At 56.1% G+C, this 17,597-nt stretch carries 14 protein-coding genes; 5 read left to right on the forward strand and 9 right to left on the reverse strand.

The genetic code is table 11. The annotated features are described in order from the left end of the window. Positions 1 to 462: 462 nt before the first annotated feature. The 5 genes from LKE65_RS09610 (at position 463) to LKE65_RS09630 (ending at position 7,434) form a co-directional block, all read left to right on the forward strand. Positions 463 to 1,152: a cupin domain-containing protein gene (locus tag LKE65_RS09610; RefSeq protein ID WP_278741176.1), complete on the forward strand. Its 690-nt coding sequence runs from the start codon at positions 463 to 465 to the stop codon at positions 1,150 to 1,152. Positions 1,153 to 1,595: 443 nt separating this feature from the next. Then, positions 1,596 to 4,052, forward strand: a complete 2,457-nt coding sequence (locus LKE65_RS09615) for a TonB-dependent receptor (protein ID WP_278741178.1) — start codon at positions 1,596 to 1,598, stop codon at positions 4,050 to 4,052. 24 nt (positions 4,053 to 4,076) lie between these two features. Further along, a complete protein-coding gene (locus tag LKE65_RS09620) occupies positions 4,077 to 4,787 on the forward strand; it encodes an HAD-IA family hydrolase (protein ID WP_278741180.1) in 711 nt (236 codons plus the stop codon). Between the two features lie 13 nt (positions 4,788 to 4,800). After that, complete coding sequence (locus tag LKE65_RS09625; protein ID WP_278741181.1) at positions 4,801 to 6,129, forward strand: MFS transporter; 1,329 nt, start codon at positions 4,801 to 4,803, stop codon at positions 6,127 to 6,129. 21 nt (positions 6,130 to 6,150) lie between these two features. Further along, the gene (locus LKE65_RS09630) at positions 6,151 to 7,434 is read left to right on the forward strand and encodes an NAD(P)/FAD-dependent oxidoreductase (RefSeq protein WP_278741182.1); all 1,284 of its coding nucleotides are present in this window, start codon (positions 6,151 to 6,153) and stop codon (positions 7,432 to 7,434) included. Positions 7,435 to 7,562: 128 nt separating this feature from the next. On the opposite strand, the gene LKE65_RS09635 is transcribed toward LKE65_RS09630, so the two are convergent. The 9 genes from LKE65_RS09635 to LKE65_RS09675 all read right to left on the reverse strand — a co-directional run bounded on the left by LKE65_RS09635 (position 7,563) and on the right by LKE65_RS09675 (position 17,423). Next, on the reverse strand, positions 7,563 to 8,492 hold the full coding sequence (locus tag LKE65_RS09635; RefSeq protein WP_278741184.1) for a 2-hydroxyacid dehydrogenase: 930 nt from the start codon (positions 8,490 to 8,492) through the stop codon (positions 7,563 to 7,565). Positions 8,493 to 8,531: 39 nt separating this feature from the next. Continuing rightward, positions 8,532 to 9,419, reverse strand: a complete 888-nt coding sequence (locus LKE65_RS09640; protein ID WP_278741186.1) for a GNAT family N-acetyltransferase — start codon at positions 9,417 to 9,419, stop codon at positions 8,532 to 8,534. Further along, positions 9,416 to 9,913, reverse strand: coding sequence for an Lrp/AsnC family transcriptional regulator (locus tag LKE65_RS09645; protein ID WP_086646813.1), 498 nt, complete (start codon positions 9,911 to 9,913; stop codon positions 9,416 to 9,418). The genes LKE65_RS09640 and LKE65_RS09645 overlap by 4 nt, the downstream gene beginning before the upstream one ends. Before the next feature lie 79 nt (positions 9,914 to 9,992). After that, entirely contained in the window at positions 9,993 to 11,453 is a 1,461-nt protein-coding gene (locus LKE65_RS09650; protein ID WP_278741187.1) for an NAD-dependent succinate-semialdehyde dehydrogenase, read from the reverse strand. Between the two features lie 25 nt (positions 11,454 to 11,478). Next, positions 11,479 to 13,272, reverse strand: a complete 1,794-nt coding sequence (locus LKE65_RS09655) for an ABC transporter ATP-binding protein (RefSeq protein ID WP_278741188.1) — start codon at positions 13,270 to 13,272, stop codon at positions 11,479 to 11,481. Further along, positions 13,269 to 14,084, reverse strand: a complete 816-nt coding sequence (locus tag LKE65_RS09660) for an ABC transporter permease (RefSeq protein ID WP_086646810.1) — start codon at positions 14,082 to 14,084, stop codon at positions 13,269 to 13,271. The genes LKE65_RS09655 and LKE65_RS09660 overlap by 4 nt, the downstream gene beginning before the upstream one ends. Next, positions 14,081 to 15,037: an ABC transporter permease gene (locus tag LKE65_RS09665; RefSeq protein WP_278741191.1), complete on the reverse strand. Its 957-nt coding sequence runs from the start codon at positions 15,035 to 15,037 to the stop codon at positions 14,081 to 14,083. The genes LKE65_RS09660 and LKE65_RS09665 overlap by 4 nt, the downstream gene beginning before the upstream one ends. After that, positions 15,034 to 16,641 (reverse strand): ABC transporter substrate-binding protein, encoded by a 1,608-nt coding sequence (locus tag LKE65_RS09670; protein WP_278741192.1) that lies wholly within the window; start codon positions 16,639 to 16,641, stop codon positions 15,034 to 15,036. Before LKE65_RS09670 ends, LKE65_RS09665 begins: the two co-directional genes overlap by 4 nt. 113 nt (positions 16,642 to 16,754) lie before the next feature. Further along, positions 16,755 to 17,423, reverse strand: coding sequence for a haloacid dehalogenase type II (locus tag LKE65_RS09675; protein WP_086646808.1), 669 nt, complete (start codon positions 17,421 to 17,423; stop codon positions 16,755 to 16,757). Between the last annotated feature and the right edge of the window lie 174 nt (positions 17,424 to 17,597).

Raw genomic sequence — 17,597 nt, forward strand, 5'->3', positions numbered from 1 at the left:
ACTGGGGGAATAGCGCGTTGTAGGTGCTTTCCTGCGACAAGGGACCCGGGGTGTTAAAATTAGGTGGTGTGCAGCCCGCAAGAAGGCAGAACGCGACGGATACCGCGCAGGAAGCTTTAAAAGAGGGCACACACATTCTCGAAATCAAAATGGAAGGAACACGCTTGGCCTTTAAACTGACCGTTTATGAAAGTTAAGGCAAGCGGCGGGGCAATCAAAATAAGAAGCACGCCGCGTCCCTGTTCATCCGGCACTCCGGTCTGCATATTGCGCAAGGTGGGAGTTCAAACTCCATAGGTTGAACAGGGGTGATCTATTGGGTGCGGACCCGTAATAAAATGGAAATGGCGTTTTTGGCGCTAAAACCACCATATTCTGCGTAATGGATGGGGTTATCCTCATGGGAATGGGCTTTGCCCGGCCTGACCCATTTGAACCCATGCAACGCAGGATTTAAGAAAAATGCTCGACATGCAACGTGCTCTGGACCTGAAGGCACTGGCAGCAACATGCCCGCTTACCGCCGGAGATTACAAAACAGCCCGTTACGCGCTGCCCGTGGCTGATGGAGCAGTTTCGCTCGAACTGGTGGCACCACAAGGCACGGGCCATGTTGATGCCGGCAATGAAGATGTTTTTCTGTTTGTGCTGGATGGACAGTTTTCCATAAACGGTACTGGCATGACGGAAGGGCAGGGGCGCAAGGTAAGCGCTGGCACAGCGTTTGACTGGTCTGCCATACCCGGCACCCGCCTGTTTGCGATGGGGGTAACAGAAGCGGAAAAAGGCGAGCCCGGCGTGGTTGCCATTGACCCCGCCGCGGTTATGTCTCCTTCTAACCCGCCGCCAGCCGAGTATCTGACTGGCCCAACACCGGAGTGCCAGAGCGCGCCTGCGTGGAGGTCGTGCAAAGGGCAGTTCTATGGTGGTACATGGTCGGCAACTCCCTATTACAGGAAAAAGGTTCCTTATGTGCATGACGAGTTCATGTACCTGCTTGAAGGTTGCGTATCCTTTGTGAACGAGGCGGGGGAAAAACAGACTTTTAAAGCCGGGGATGCCTTCCTGATCTGCCGGGGGGCAAGCTGTTCTTGGGAAAGTCTTGAGATGGTGAAAAAGGTCTATGTTATTTTTCGTCCCACAGAACCGTAAAACGAGGAACGTCTGGAGCGCGGGGTATAAAAACCGGGTTCCGCAAAAACATCAAACGGGCTGCCATGCAAAATGGCAGCCTTTTTTTATATGCTCCATTCCAAGGAAGTTCGGGGTGTTTTTGAACAGGGCATATTATCCGCAATAGGCCATATTTCGTGCAGGCAGGTAAGGGGGCTTTGGCCATAATGGGGGAATATCGGGCTTCGGGAGGATTTTACTCATTCCGTTATAAAAACGATATGATGTACTGTATAGCATAGGAAATCGGAGTATTCCGCTGCACCGATCCGCACATAATCATTCGGACAACTGGCGCTGTCTCACGCTTTACCGCCCTATTTTGGGTGTTCCGGAGGATAGGCATGGCAAACACTCAAACTTCTTTTGTTTCGCGGAACTGTACGCTGGCGCGGTTTCCGCGCAATGTAGCACAGAGGGGTATGTCCCGTTCTCTGGCACTGCTGCTCTCGGTCTCCTCTTTTGCCAGTTTTGGCGGACTATATTGTTCCGGTATCGGAACAGCGTGGGCGGAGACAGATCACTCCACACCAGCAGCAAAACGGCATGCCAAAGCAACGTCGCGCAAAAACTCCGATGTATCCAAGGCAGACCCAGCCGCGCGCAAAACAACTGCGGTTGAATCGGCAAAAACGGAAGAAGTCGGTGTAACAGGCCATGTTACCCTGTCTAATGGTGTTACCAACAGAACGCCCGGTGGGGGTATGATGCCACCGCAAACCATTGCCAAATCCCGCAGTGGTCTGACGCGTGACTATATTGCCAAGCAGAGCCCGACCAGCAACCCGGCAGCCCTTGTGGCCAGCCTTCCCGGTGTTGTGTATGCAGGCAACGACCCGCTTGGCACGAATGATGACCAGCAGGGCCTGACCGTGCGCGGCCTTAACCAGCAGGAAATCGGCTTTCTGTTTGAAGGCATTCCCGCAGCGGCTCCCGTGTATTTGCTGCCCTATACATCTGCCGCAGCGGATAACGAAAACATCCAGTCCCTGACACTGACACAGGGTTCGCCAGATACACGCTCCCCGCTCTACAATGCGGTTGGGGGGGAGTTGTCTGAAACCATGCATGATCCTTCACACCATTTTGGTGGGTTGATTGATGCATCTTATGGCTCCTTTAGCCTGCGTCGTCATTTTATTCGTGTTGAAACGGGTGATATTGGCAAAACAGGTGTGCGTGGCTTTATCTCCTTCTCGCACCGTGTGGCGGACGAATGGCGCGGTGTGGGTGGAACCCAGCGTTACCATGTTGATATGAAGTTTGTGAAAGACTGGGGCCGCGATAACCACGCAGCCTTTGTCATGAGCTACAACGATGCCCAGCAGTATTACCTGCGTGCCCCCACCAAGGCCCAGTGGGATGCACAGGGTGTCAATTTCAACTATAACGATACACCTTTTGGTTCCTCCCCCGGGAATTACTACAAGTATTATGAAAACAGGATGAAGAAGTTCATTCTGGGTGCGCCGATCAACATGAAGTTCGACCACGGGCTTGCGCTGGATGTTACGCCATATTTTACCTACTCGTGGGGGTATGATAACGGCGGCACCACGCTTGATCGGAACAACAGCTTTCTGGGCCCCAACCCGGCAGGGCCGCTCCAGGTTCCGGGTACAAACAACACGATTGTCGCGGACTCTATTGATACCTACACGCTGGCATATTCGGGTATTAACGCCGCCCTGTCCTGGACGCGTGGGCACAATACGGTTACCGGCGGTGCATGGTATTCCTATTTTGACCAGTCCGAGCCGCAAAGCTATCAGGCTGTTAACGCAAATGGCAGTGTTCCAAGCATGTGGGGCGACAACCCCATCCTGACCGCTAATGGCAGTGTGCTGCGGACATATGACATTCACCTCATCCAGCAAACCAACGCGCTGTTCATCAACGATACGTACAAGGCATTCCATGACCGGCTGACACTCACGGCCGGGTTCAAGGAAGTCATGGTCACACGTTCGCAAACCAACAACGTACCGGGGGTAACTTACGCAACCGGGCAGAGTGTTGCAGAGCCGCTGCCGCAGTTCATGGCCAGCTTTAAAATTACGCCGCATGACCAGATATATATTAACGGCACATCTTCCTTCCGTATGCCTGCCTCGATCATGACCTATGCGGACCGCTACAGCATCAGCAGTGGCAAACTGTCCTCCCGGCATGCGACCAAGATTAATCCGGAGTTCGCGATTGGTGAGGAAATTGGTTACAGGCACACGGGTTTTGCCAACGTATCTGTCGCGCTGTTTAACTATAACTTTACGCACCGGCAACTGAGCACAACCACCTATCAGGGTGGGCTGCCTGTTTCTGAATCGATTGATGCGGGTGGGCAGACCATGCGCGGTGTGCAGCTGGAAGTCGGGCTGCGCCGGTGGCACCACTTCAGCCCCTATGTTTCTGGGCAGTATGAACACGCAACCATCGACAGCAACCTGTCTGCGGGTACCAGCGATGGCTCCAACACAACGGTTGCCCTGCCAACCAAAGGGAAGCGGGCTGTTAATACCCCCGAATTCACGGCGGCAATTGGCCTGAACTATGATGATGGATCCATTTTTGGTGGGTTCAACATGAACTACATTGGCAAACAGTATTCAACGTTCATGAACGATGAATCCATCCCGAGCTACGAGACGTTTAATGCCAACATTGGCTATCGCTTCAAGAATATGTGGCTCGCAAAGCACCCTCAGATCCAGCTGAACCTGCTCAATATTGGCAATAGCGGATATCTGTCTGGCACAAGCAGCATCAAAACCAATGCCCGGAGCATGGTGGTGAATGGCCATACGGTCGCGGGGAGCGCTCCGCAGTATTATGTCGGCGGTGGTTTTGCCGGTGTTCTTTCCTTCTCAACAGGTTTTTAAGCACTAAGTAACGGAGATTGTGACGTGGCCCGTTTTCCCAAAGCATTAACCTTTGATGTTGTCGGCACCCTGATCGACTTTGAAAGCGGCATGATGGATGCGCTGCAGAAGTTGTGTGGGGTTGCCATCGAGCGTGAGGCATTCCTGAGTGCTTACAGAGGTATGCGCGCACGCGGGCAGACCCTGCCTTTTCCGCAGGACTTAAAGCCCATTTACCTGCAACTTGCTGCGCAGTTTGGCCTGCCTGAAACAGAAGCCTATGCCGATGCATTTGTTTACGCCGCCAAAGACTGGCCCGCGTTTGCAGATAGCGTGGAAGCCATGCAGCGCCTTGGCAGGCACTTCAAGCTCGTGGCCATGACCAACACGCAGCGTTGGGCTTTTTCCGGTATGGAAAAAACACTTGGCATGCCATTCCATGATTCCATTACGGTGGATGATGCGCTGTGCGAAAAACCGGATACCGCCTTTTTTGGTTTTGCCCGGGGCCGCCTGAGCCGGGATGGTATTTTGCAAGGAGATATTCTGCACGTTGCGCAAAGCCAGTACCATGACATCGGGATAGCCCGCAAACTGGGCTACACGGTATGCTGGATCGAGCGGCGTAAAGCCATTGGTGGGTTTGGGGGCACCATTGCGGTCGAAACCCTGACAAAACCAGACTACCATTTTTCCACCTTGAAGGAACTCGCAGACTTGGCAGACCAGGGCGACCTGCAGATGTTATACTCCTGAGAGGATACAAGGCATGGAAGTCCGGACCCTTGATGACATACCAGCATCGGCCTTTCATTTACGTCTAGCGCTTATTGCTGGTGGCGGGCCTTTTTGCGATGGCTATATTCTGGGCATTATTGGCGTTGTGCTGCCGTTGCTGGTTTCCAGCTTTCATCTGGGAGCCAACGCTACCGGGCTTGTGGGCGCTGCCTCTCTGGCCGGTGTTTTTGTGGGAGGGCTGGCTGGAGGGGTCACCTCTGACCGGTTCGGGCGCAAGATCCTCTATACCGTGAACATTCTTATGTTCACGGTCTTTTCCGCCGCCCAGTTTTTTTGTGCCAGCTTTACGGGGCTGCTGGTCTGGCGTTTTCTTATCGGCATTGCCATTGGCGCGGATTACCCGATTGCGACAGCTTACGTGACCGAGTTCATGCCCCGGCGCTGGCGTGGACCGGCACTGAGCGGGCTCATCACCTTCTGGTGGCTGGGGTATGTGTGCAGTTTTATTATCGGGTATGCGCTGCTTTCGTTTTTTCCCGGTAACTGGCAGCTTATTCTGGGTTCCAGCTTTGTACCGTCACTCTTTTTGCTGCTGTGCCGTGCGGGTATGCCGGAATCTCCTCTGTGGCTGCTCAGTGTTGGGCGGGCAGCGGAGGCTCGGCATATTGTTAAAACATTCCTGAAAATGGATGTTGCGTTTGAAGCACCTTCCCCTACGGTTGCGGCAGGGGGAATACGGCAGGTTATGGCCCTGCTGTGCAGCCCACGTTACCGGGGGTTACTGCTTTTTGTGAGTGCGTTCTGGATACTGCAAAGTGCTCCTGCATTTTCCATCCATACCTTGCAGGCGCAAATTCTGGCGCAAATGCACCTGACCAACCCTGTTCTGGCAGCCTGTGTGGTCACATGCTTTACATTCCTGGGTATTCTGCCGGTCACATTCGGGTTGATTAACAAGATCGGGCGTAGAACACTCCTGATCTGGTCTTTTGTGCTGGCAGCACTCTCCCTGCTCTTTATTGTTGTCTGGCCAGGGCAGGCCGGGTGGGCGGTTCTGGTTGCGTTTATTGTGTATTCAGCCGTGGAAGCTGCGGGGAGTGGCCTTCAGTTCGTGTATCCCAATGAACTGTTCCCCACAGAAATACGCGGCACAGCGGTTGGTTTTGCCTCCTCTGCCAGTCGGCTGGGGGCTGCTTTGGGTACTTTTCTGCTCCCTGTTGGGGTAGCCCATTTTGGCGTGCAGGCAACTCTTTTTGGCGCTTTTGCTCTTCTTGCCCTTGGGGCACTTATATCCTGGCGTTGGGCACCAGAAACAGCGGGGCTTAGCCTTTCTCAGGCTAGTCATATTACCCTTTCCTGATACGGTTATGAGGAACGCGTTATGAAGTTAACCTCTTATTGGCTGGAAACAGCCCCATCATTCACAGCCAGTCCCATTGCCGCTCTGCCCGGTTCAGTGGATGCTGTGGTGGTAGGGGGGGGATTTAGCGGCCTTTCCGCTGCCCTGCGGTTGCGCCAGCTGGGTGCATCTGTTGTTCTGCTTGAGCGAGAGCGCGTGGTAGGCGAGGCATCGGGCAGGAATGGTGGCCATGTGAACAATGGCCTTGCGGGCAGTTTTTCCCTCGCATGCAAAAATATGGGTGTGGATAAAGCAACATCCCTTTACAAGGTCTTCAACGCGGCGGTTGATACGGTTGAGGCCGTTGTGCGGGATAACGCGATTGACTGCGATTTTGAGCGCTGTGGCAAACTCAAGGTTGGCAACTTGCAGGCCCACCGGGCTGCTCTGTTGTCTGATTACGAAAAACTCCAGAAAGAAGCCGACCCGGACGTAAAGTTTATAGATGGGCAGCAGATCCGGAGTGAACTGGCATCAGATCTGTTTAACAGCGGGCTGATCTACCCCCAGAGTGCGCGCATGCATATGGGCCGCTTTGGCGTGCGACTGGCCCAGTCTGTTATGAAGGCGGGTGGCCTGATTTTTGAAAACACGCCCATGACCGGTATTAAATCTGGTAAGGGTGGGTTTGAGGTCTCAACCCCGCATGGCCGGATTTTTGCAAAAAACGTGCTTATGGCAACTGGCACCAGCAGGCATGGTCCATCCTGGTTCCGCCAGCGCATTATGCCGGTGGGGAGCTTTATTGTTGCGACCGAGCCCATGGATGCCACAACCCTTGAGCAGGTCATGCCCGGTGGCCGCAATGTTGTGACCATGCAGAACATCCACAACTACTTTAGGGCAACAGCGGATAACCGGCTTATTTTTGGCGGCCGGGCCAGTTTTTCGCGTTCACGGACCACAACGGATATTGCAAGCGGGCATATGCTACTTGCCGCCATGCGGCGCACACTTCCTGCCTTGCCAGACGTTAAAATAGACTACTGTTGGGGCGGGGATGTGGATATGACCGTTGATCGTCTGCCCCGTGCAGGCCAGTGGAATGGTGTTTATTACACCATGGGGTATAGCGGACATGGTACACAGATGTCTGTTTATATGGGCCAGCGGATGGCTGAGGCCATGAGTGGCATGCCCAGCACCAATCCTCTGGCAGGGCGGTCATGGCCGAAGATTCCGTTTTATGGTCTGGCGTCACACTTTCTGCCAGTTGTGGGGGCATACTACCGGGCCAAGGATTACGTGCAGAATCTGGAACCCTGATACCGTCACCCGGTCACTCCCATATTGGTGTGGCCGGAGCGTTGCTTACAGCTACGGGTAACTGAACAGGACGGCGGAACAGGCAGGGATAGCTATCCCTGCCTGTTTTTTGTAATGCGGATTAAAGCTCAATACCCTTTGGAGCGATCGACCTTGGAAGGGAAGTCCCGCTCCCCGGCCAGGTAGCGTTGCACGGTATCAAGGAGCACACGCCCTGCGGTTTCTGTCTGGCTGTTGCTTGCTACATGGGGTGTGACCAGCACATTGGGGTGTGCCCATAAGGGGCTCTCCGCAGGCAGGGGTTCTGGGTCTGTTACGTCCAGAATGGCTGCGCCAATCTGCCCACTATCAAGTGCAGCAAGCAGGTCTTGCGTAACCAGATGCGCCCCGCGAGCAACATTGATGACCTGCGCACCTTTGGGCAGTTTTGCAAACAGATCGGCGTTGAGCATGCCCCGCGTGGCGTCTGTTAGCGGGAGCAGGCAGACCAGAATATCTGTTTCAGCCAAAAACGCGTCCAGCTCCTCCCCACCGGCGTAACAGGTTACGTCGGGCACAGCATGGCGTGAGCGCGACCAGCCACGGCAGTTAAACCCGGCATGGGCCAAAGCTCTGGCTACAGGCGTGCCCAGTGTGCCTAAGCCCATAACGCCGACCCGGCGCTGCGAAGCTATTTTGTTATGCCGGGTTTTCCAGACATGCTGCTTCTGCTGGGCCAGATAGGTTAGTATTTCGCGGTGCAATGTCAGGGTTGCCCACAAAACGTAGTCAACCATGCCGTCAGTTAAGCCGGGTTCGATCATGCGAATAATGGTCACATGCTCGGGTATTGCGCTCATATCGAACTGGTCAACACCCGCCCCGACCGAAAACAGGACTTCAAGGTTGGGAAAACGCTGGAGCAGGTCCGCCGGAGGCTCCCATGCCGCCATAAACCGGACATCCTCGGGGTTTCCGGTTTCCGGCCAGATATGGAAGGCAAGGTCTGGTAGCGCCTTTTGGAACAGTGGCTTCCAGACTTCTGCGCGCTCACGGGTGGATTTGAGCAGAAAAGACATAACGTAGTTTCCTACAAAATAAGAACAGCCGTGCCGGGTTCAGCACAGCGCCTGACTGCACAGTGCAAAGCAGATGGGGGGCTGTGTTGCTGCATCACCTGTTTCCATCACGTCGGTGGACATGGACACAACAGAACCCACCCGCAGCAGGCCCCACTGGTCCAGCAGGCCAGCTACGGTTTCGTCCTGTGGAATGTCCACCCGCAGGAACTGCCCGGCACAGGTGCCTGCCCAATATGCCAGCATGGGCAGGGCAAAAGCCTGATCCAGCGCAATTATCGGGCCTGTGGCCTGCCCCCAGCCGAATTTGCGGCAGAAGGAAAAGCCCAGAATACCTTTTTCTGAATCCACCAGAATCCCGCGCCCATCTTCCATCAGCCGCGTGAGCAGGGCAGAACGGTCAAGCTTGAGAGCCGCTTTATCCATGTCACAGATTGCGGTCAGATCGGCCGCCCCCATGGGCCGCATACGGCAGCCTTCCGGCAGGGGGATCAGGGGCACGGTGGAAACATTGCCTTGATGCTGCATAACTACACCCGTGGAATGGAAACCGCTTTTTTCGTATAGTGGTACACCGGCGGATGTGGCGTTCAGGTGGAGCCGGTAACCTGGCAGGGCCTGCCGGGCCAGCGCCATAAGATGTTTGCCAATACCATGCCCCTGCCAAGCAGGGCTGACAATGATCATGCCCAGACTGGCTGCCTGAGGGCCCCATGCCCACCACAGGAGCGTGCCGATAACGGAGCCATCTGTGGTGGTGGCTACAAAACCATTACCCAGAGCAAGCATCTGCTCCCAGTCTTCCAGCCTGTGGGGCCATGCCAGATCCTTGGAGAGCTGCCACGCCTGAGGAAGATCCTCCGGAGTTATGGGGCGGAATGCAATCTGGGTTTGCAAGATTGGGGGGGAGGTTGCAGTCTGGGTCAAATTTTCTGCTCCGGGAAAAAGTCCTGAATTGGAAAAGACTCTTTTACAATTGGGGATTTTATCACGATGTAACTGAAGTACTTCTCGATCCCGATGTTCAGTTCAAGAAGATTTTCCATGATAATCTGGTAGTGTTCCACATCGCGGGTAATAAACTTGACCAGATAGTCATACCCCCCGCTAATAAGGTGGCACTCCACAACGGTATCCAGCTTGCTGACATGGCTTTCAAAGCGCGCAAAATCATGGCGCCTGTGGTCAGAGAGGGTGATTTCCGTAAACACGGTCAGGATGGACGTAATCTTACGGATATCAATCTGAGCGCCGTAGCCCGTTATGTAGCCAGCAGCCTCCAGCCGTTTGACACGGATAAGGCACGGACTGGCCGAAAGACCAACCCTGTTGGCAAGCTCAACATTGGTCAGGCGACCATTGCGCTGCAACTGCGTGAGAATTTTAAGGTCAATTCTGTCCAGCTTTGGCGTGGGCTGCATGGCAGAGGTGATCTCCAGAGCAAGGATGGGTCAGCCCCGTTGCGGGGCTGATGGAACACTGATCAGAATGTTCCGGATGTTAAACGTCAAGCCCGCCAAGATGCAGACTTTTCGTTTCCATGAATTCTTCCATGCCCGCATGCCCCCCTTCGCGCCCGAGGCCAGACTCCTTGACCCCGCCAAAAGGCACGCTTTCCATGGAAATGGCGCCGGTATTGTGCCCGATCATGCCAAATTCCAGCGCTTCACCCACGCGCCACAAACGGCGGATGTCATTGGTAAAAAAGTAGCTTGCCAGCCCAAAAGGCGTATTATTGGCAATGTTGACGGCCTCTTCTTCCGTTTTAAAACGGAACAGGGGCAGCACGGGGCCAAATGTTTCCTCGTGAGCCACGCGCATTTCGGTGGTGACACCTTCAAGCACCACCGGCCACACAAAGCGGCCCTCCGTGCGTAGGGGGGCACCTACGTAACGTGCTCCCTTGCTCAATGCGTCTTCCACATGGGCCCGCACTTTGGCTACGGCAGATTCGTTAATAAGCGGCCCAATCGTGCTGCCTGCATCCATGCCAGCACCAACCTGCAAGGCTTCAACCTTACGCATGACGGCCTCTAGCAGACGGTCCCATATGCCGTCCTGCACCAGCACGCGGTTGGCGCAAACGCAGGTTTGCCCGGCATTGCGGAACTTGCTTTGCATAATGCCTTCGGCTGCGGCGTCCACATCCGCATCATCAAACACAAGGAATGGAGCGTTGCCGCCCAGTTCCATGCTGCATTTTTTTACGGTTGAGGCGGATTGTTCGAGCAGGATTTTGCCAACCCCCGTAGAGCCGGTAAAGGTGAGTTTACGCACAACCGGGCTTTCGGTCAGCACTTTGCCCACGGCTGCGGGCAGGCCGGTAATGACACTTAGCAACCCTGCGGGCAGGCCTGCACGTTCGCCCAGCACAGCAAGGGCAAGGGCGGAAAAAGGCGTTAGCTCGGAAGGTTTGATCACCATGCTGCACCCTGCGGCAATGGCAGGGCCGCATTTGCGGGTGATCATCGCCAGTGGGAAGTTCCAGGGCGTAATGGCGGCCGTGACCCCAATGGGCTGTTTCAGCACCAGAACGCGCCGGGCAGGGTCTGCCGTGCTCAGGATACTCCCCTCGCTCCGGCGAGCTTCTTCGGCATACCATTTGAGGAAAGAGGCCGCGTAGCGCACTTCGCCCCGTGCTTCGACCAGAACCTTACCCTGTTCTGCGGTCATGATCGTGGCAAGGTCTTCCACATTGTCCATGACAAGCTGGTACCATGTAGCCAGAACTTCAGCCCGCTGTGTGCCGGTTTTACGCTTCCAGTCCAGCTGGGCTACGCGTGCAGCTTCCACTGCTTTTTGGGTATCCTGTGCAGTGCAGGCGGGTACAGAGCCAATAATGCCTCCCGTTGCGGGGTTGTCCACATCAATCCGCTGGCTGTCCTGCCCATCACACCAGATGCCGGCAATAAAAGCCTGCTGGCGGAAGAGCGTGGGATCATTCAGGTTGAGTAGCGCCATGGTGTTTGTCCTAACAAAAGGGGGATCAGGATAGGTCTGGTGCCTGTAAGTGGCAGTTAATCAGAGCGCCAGAAGGGGCCTGCCACGCTGGGGGAGGGGTTTGTGCACAGTCCGCAACAGCAACCGGGCAACGCGGCATGTAGCAGCAGCCATGGGCGGGAGCAGGGGCTACCCTGCTAGGTTTGAGCCCGTTCTGCCGAATGACCCCGTCCAGCCAGCTTGGGTGCATTTCCGGCACCGAGCTTTCCAGCTTACGGGTATAAGGGTGGCGTGGGGGTGTGTTCAGGGCTGAAGCGGTAGAGAACTCCACGCAATGCCCGGCATACAGAACCGCCACATGGTCACACACAGAACGCAGTGCGTGCAGATCATGCGTAACAAAAAGCCACGATACCCCCAGCTCGCGCTTGAGTTCCATCATCAGGTCCAAAATGGCGGCGGCGACAACGGTATCGAGCGCTGCTGTTATTTCATCGCAGAGCACAAGGCGGGGGCGGGCAGCCAGTGCGCGCGCAAGGTTGACGCGCTGTTTTTGGCCGCCGGAAAGCTGGGTCGGGTAACGCCCGGCAACGGCAGCAGGCAGGCGCACCATGTCCAGAACCCGGTTAAGGGCCGCGTCCGAGGCATCCTCGTTATAGAATGTCAGAACACGGCGGAGCGTGGCACCTACGCTCAGGGCCGGGTTAAGCACCAGATCCGCGTTCTGCGCGACCAGTTGCAGGTGCTGGCGCTGCTGGGGCGTGCGGTCCTCAATTCTGGGGGGGAGGGGCTCACCAGCAAAGAGCATGTTCCCCCCTGACCAGGGTTGAATACCGGCTATGGCACGGATAAGGGTGCTTTTGCCGCAGCCTGATTCGCCAATAATCCCCAGTGTTTCTCCCGCGCGGACAGGCAGGCTTACGGAGTTGACAATGGTATGTCTGGGGTGGCCATTGGGCATGATGGCCCCATAACCGACCATCAGGTTCTGCACATCCAGCAACGGTGTTGCCGGGGGCAACGCATCATGGTTGCGCAGGTGTGGCTGGCTGGCGGCAACAAGCTGCCGGGTGTAGGGTTGTGTGGGTTTGTTCAGGATCTGCCCGGTTGGGCCTTCCTCCTGCACGCTGCCGTTTTTGAGCACAACAGCACGGTCGGCCATCTGGGCTACAATGGCCAGATCGTGGGTTACGTAAACACCGGTAAACCCACACTGGCGCATGGCGACCCTAAAAGCTTCCAGCACTTCTATTTGCGTTGTGACATCCAGCGCAGTGGTCGGTTCATCAAAAATGACCACTTCAGGCTCGGTTATCAGCGCCATGGCCGCCATGATCCGCTGGAGTTGCCCCCCCGAACATTCATGCGGGTAGCGTGCGCCGATGGTGTGCGGCGTGGGCAGGGCCATCATCTCGAACAGTGCAATGGCGTGGTCCACAGCCTCCTTGCGGGGGAGAATGTGGTGGGTCAGGGCGGGTTCGATCACCTGCTCCATAAGGGGCAGGGCCGGGTTAAAGGCAGCCCCGGCATTCTGGGCAATATAGGCAATGGTTTTGCCCCTAAAGCTGCGTAACTCGCTAGCTCCCATGGTGCGCACGTCATGCCCGGCGACCCGTAATTCCCCCTGTGCTATGCGGCAGCCTGTGCGGGCATAGCCGGTCAGGGCCAGAGCAATGCTGGTTTTGCCTGACCCGGATTCACCGATCAGGGCCAGCATCTCACCTTCTGCCACGTCAAAGCTGACATTGGAGACAATGGTGGTTTCCGGCCCTGTAGCCCTGCGGCCGGTCAGGCAGAGATTCCGGACTGTAATAAGGGGAGGGGGGGAGTGCCCGCTCATTGGCGTCGCCCTTTACCATCCAGTGCAAGATTGAGCCCCACGGTCAGGAACGCAATGGCCAGTGCGGGCGCGATAACTGCGGGTGCTCCGTAAACAAGGCCAAGCAGATTTTCCCGCGTGAGGGAGCCCAGGTCGGTCTGTGGGGGCTGTAACCCGACCCCCAGAAAGCTGAGATTGCTCAATAACCTTACGGCGTAAATAAACCTCAGCCCCACATCGGTCAGCACGGGACCAGCCATGTTCGGCAGGATTTCCCGCACCACCAGATAGCTGGTCTTTTCTCCCCGCATGCGTGCTGCAAGGATGAAGTCCTTTTGCACGATGGACAGTGCCAGCATGCGGCATGTGCGGTAGGAGCCGGGCAGGTAAATGCACGCCATTGCCAGCACAAGCACCGGCACGGAGGAGCCAAAGGTCGCCACCGCCACAAGCCCACTTAACAGGGAGGGTATGGAAATAACACCATCCATAAAGCGCGAGAGCAGGGTATCGGTCATGCCCCGTTTAAGGGCTGCCATCATGCCCAGAAAGGCTCCTGCGCCACAGGCCATGACTGTTGAAGCCGCACAGAGCAGTACGGTGCTGCTGGTGCCATAGAGCAGGCGGGTCAGCACATCGCGGCCCAGATAGTCCGTTCCAAGCCAATGCCTGGCGGATATGGGGGCAAATACGGTGGTGCTGACCACTTCTCCGGGCAGGTAGGGGGCAACCCATGGTCCAGCAAGGGCTAACAGAAGCCACAGCAAGGCGAGCAGTGCTGGGGCTTGCAAAAACGGGGTCAGGTAACGTGGCCGGGGGAACGCAAGCATCATGCACGGCTCCTTTCCTGTGTGGAAAACAGGGCCACAACATCGGCTAGCGTGGTTAGCAGCAGATACGCAGCACAGAAGATGAGCGCACAGGTTTGTACCAGCGGAATATCGCGCGATGCCACGCTATCCACCATCAGGCTGGCAATCCCGGGGTAATGAAAAACAGATTCCACAATGACCACGCCTCCAAGTAGGTAGGAAAGGCTGAGCGCCATGACATTGAACAGTGGTGCCACAACATTGGGCAAAACGTGGCGCAGGATAATGGCGGTGGGAGATACCCCCTTGAGCACGGCCATTTCCACCCATGATGAGCTGAGCACATTCACCATAACGGCGCGTGTCATGCGTGCCATTTGCCCTACAATCACACACCCCAGTGTGGCGACTGGCATGGAGAACGCCGCCAGAAACGACCCGATGGAATGAATATCGCTAATACTGGCAAGGGCGGGCAGCAGGTGCAGCTGCACGGCAAACACCAACACCGCGAGTGTTGCGACCAGAAACTCGGGGACAGACACAACGCAGAGTGTCAGCACGGATACACAACGGTCAAAAACCGTATTGCGGAATATGGCCGAAAGCGTGCCAAGCAGCAAAGCCGTGGGAACGGCAAACAGCGTTGTAATGCCGGCGAGCAAAAGGGAGTGTAACAGGCGCTCATGCACCATGCTCATGACAGACTGGTGGCTGACCAGAGACATGCCAAAATCCCCCCGGAGCAACCCGCCAGCCCAGCTTGCAAAACGCAGAAGAACAGGCTCATCCAGCCGCAGGCTGTGGCGTAGGGCTGCAACTGCATCAGGCGTTGCAGCCTGCCCCAGCAGGGATTGCGCAACATCGCCGGGCAGGGCCGAGGTAATAAAAAAGACCGCGACCACGACAAAAACAAGCGATACGCAGGATGCGCCAATCCTGCGGGCAATGGCTATGCCAAGCTTGGCATTCATGGAGCCGTCCCCCCTGCTGTGGAGCGGGTAGGCTGTTCATCTACCCAGATGTGGCGGGCAAAATTATACCCCATCAACTGCCCGCCCTGATGCGGGCGTAAACCCTGTATGCGGGGATGAAAGCCGTCCAGACTGGTAATAAAGCTGGGGATGCACACGCCTGAGCCTGCGCGGATCATGGCCTGCATATCGTTATACAGGGCGTGCCGTTTGGCCGTGTCTGGCTCTTGGCGGCTCAGGGCGAGTAACTGGTCAAACCGTGGGTCGCGCCAGTGGGATTCGTTCCATGGGGCGGTTGATGCAAAGCTGACAGCAAAGGTCATGTCTGCGGAGGCACGGGGGTTAACATTGCCAAACCCCATGGGAAAACGCATCCATGACTGCGTCCAGTATCCATCTGCTGGCATGCGGCGCACATCCAGCTTGACCCCAATATTCTGTGCCGCATTCTGCAGGAGCACTGCCATCTCCACCGAGCCGTTAGCGGCGGGGGAACAGATGAGCGGTGGCAGGCTCTGGTTGAGAAAACCATTCTTTTTGAACAGGAAGCGCGCCTTGTCCGGGTCAAACCCGGTCTGGGGCAGGGTTGTGTTGCAGTCGCGGTGTTCGGGGGGCAGAGGCTGGTCATTACCTGTGCGGCAAAAGCCCAGATAAATGGAACTGCGCATCTGTTCGCGATTGAACAGCAGCTTCATGGCCTGCACAAAATCCGGGTTCTGGCCCGGCCCCACGTCCTGCCGAATGGCCAGATTGGTGTAGGTGCCTGTCGGGCTTTCCAGCACTGCGATATTGCGTTTGCGGATGAGCGCTACAAGCCGGGGGTCCACGGCAGCAATAATATCTACATCGCCTGAGAGTAGGGCATTATGCCGGGCCATATCATCACTGATGGAAATGAGTTCGAGGGAATCCACCCACACACCACCGGGTTGCCAAAAATTGGGGTTACGCAGGGCTACTGAACGAATACCCGGCTGGAAAACGGCGCAGGTAAACGGGCCGGTGCCATTGGCTTTATGAAACTGGGTTGTTCCCTCACGGATGATGGCAAAATTGGTTAACCCCAGAACCGAGGGGAACGCGATATTGGGTGCATCCAGTTCAATCACAACGCCAAGCGGGCCATCGGCTTTTACGGTGCGCATGGTCATGGCATGATAATGGACCTGTGAGCCAAGCTCGGGCGCTTTATGGCGAAGGATGGAATACACAACATCGGCCGATGTCAGGGGGGCTCCATCATGGAAGCACACGCCACTGCGTAGCCGGATATGCCATGTTCTAAAGTCGGTGCTCTCTATGCTTTGGGCAAGAGCCGGGTGTGGGGTCAGGGTCTCGTCCAGTGCGACAAGACCATCGTAAAACATGTTGCCCCGCATGTAATCAGTCGCCATGGACTGGCGCGCAGGGTCCAGCGTGTCGCTCAGGGAGCCCGATGTGGAGGCTGCCCGCACGTGCCCGCCGGTGCGGGGCTGTGTGCCCTGCTGCCCGACTTGTGCAAAACCGGCTCCAACAGCATTGTTATCCTCTGCCCACGTTGTGCCGAGCCAAGGTTGAGCCGCGCAAACCCCTGTAGCGAGCAGGCGTGTTCCCTGTTTTATCATGTTGCGTCGGTTCAGCATCAACACGCTCCAAACGGGGGAAAACAGGGGGGAGGGACAAACAGAACGGGGCGAATATTGTATGGGAATAATCGCCCCGCATCCGGGCTAAAGGCTTACAGGCCCAGAACGCCGGGCAGGCCACCAATATTGGGGATTTCGGTGTAACCGTAATACGGCGTGGAGGGTTCATGCCCGCGTGCAACAAAAACCTTGTTGCGAATACCCAGATCATGCGCGGTCATCAGGTCATAGCGCAGGGAAGATGAAACATGCAGGATGTCCTCCGGACCACAGCCCAGCTTGTCCAGCATGTATTCAAATGCACGCATATGCGGCTTGTAAGCCTGCGCGTCTTCCGCCGTGAATACAGCGTGCACAGGTGCGCCAAGCTTGGCCACATTGGAGTGGATTTGCGTGTTGGAAGCATTGGAAAGGATGACCAGAGGCACTTCCTTGGCAACTTTGGCCAGCCCTGCGGGCACATCGTCCCAAGGCCCCCATGTGGGAACGGCTTCATAAAACTTGTTGGCCACTTCGGGTGCAAAGGGAACATTCCATTTTTTGCAGGTGCGTTCCACGGCATTGAGCAGCACGTAACGGTAGGGCTGCCATGGGCCCAGGACTTCGTCCAGCCGGTAGGCGGCAAAGTCCTTGCAGAACTGTTCCATGCCTTCGGGGGGAACAACATCTGCGTAAAGCTCACGCGCCATGTCGCTCATACGAAAGCGGGTCAGGGTGCCGTAGCAGTCAAATGTTACGAATTTTGGCCTGAACGTCGTCATGATGTTTTTGTCCGTCTGATTAACGTTACGATATGACAACATAAACTGAGCGGAGAATGCTACTGCTTTCTTGGTTTATGCAGCAGAGCCTTCTGTATGTTGGAAAAAGGACCACAGATAATGCCGTGGGCATATTTGGCCTGATCTGCCCGTCCAGAACCGGCAGGCAGATCA

The organism is Acetobacter fabarum (assembly GCF_022483405.1).
Taxonomy (GTDB): domain Bacteria; phylum Pseudomonadota; class Alphaproteobacteria; order Acetobacterales; family Acetobacteraceae; genus Acetobacter; species Acetobacter fabarum.

Bases quoted from the DNA above. Each gene is read 5' to 3' on its own strand.
- LKE65_RS09645 (WP_086646813.1), bottom strand. From the start codon at position 9,913: ATGCAGCCCACGCCAAAGCTGGACAGAATTGACCTTAAAATTCTCACG.
- LKE65_RS09635 (WP_278741184.1), bottom strand. From the start codon at position 8,492: ATGTCTTTTCTGCTCAAATCCACCCGTGAGCGCGCAGAAGTCTGGAAG.
- LKE65_RS09610 (WP_278741176.1), top strand. From the start codon at position 463: ATGCTCGACATGCAACGTGCTCTGGACCTGAAGGCACTGGCAGCAACA.
- LKE65_RS09655 (WP_278741188.1), bottom strand. From the start codon at position 13,272: ATGAGCGGGCACTCCCCCCCTCCCCTTATTACAGTCCGGAATCTCTGC.
- LKE65_RS09630 (WP_278741182.1), top strand. From the start codon at position 6,151: ATGAAGTTAACCTCTTATTGGCTGGAAACAGCCCCATCATTCACAGCC.
- LKE65_RS09615 (WP_278741178.1), top strand. From the start codon at position 1,596: ATGTCCCGTTCTCTGGCACTGCTGCTCTCGGTCTCCTCTTTTGCCAGT.
- LKE65_RS09660 (WP_086646810.1), bottom strand. From the start codon at position 14,084: ATGATGCTTGCGTTCCCCCGGCCACGTTACCTGACCCCGTTTTTGCAA.
- LKE65_RS09675 (WP_086646808.1), bottom strand. From the start codon at position 17,423: ATGACGACGTTCAGGCCAAAATTCGTAACATTTGACTGCTACGGCACC.
- LKE65_RS09625 (WP_278741181.1), top strand. From the start codon at position 4,801: ATGGAAGTCCGGACCCTTGATGACATACCAGCATCGGCCTTTCATTTA.
- LKE65_RS09650 (WP_278741187.1), bottom strand. From the start codon at position 11,453: ATGGCGCTACTCAACCTGAATGATCCCACGCTCTTCCGCCAGCAGGCT.
- LKE65_RS09665 (WP_278741191.1), bottom strand. From the start codon at position 15,037: ATGAATGCCAAGCTTGGCATAGCCATTGCCCGCAGGATTGGCGCATCC.
- LKE65_RS09670 (WP_278741192.1), bottom strand. From the start codon at position 16,641: ATGATAAAACAGGGAACACGCCTGCTCGCTACAGGGGTTTGCGCGGCT.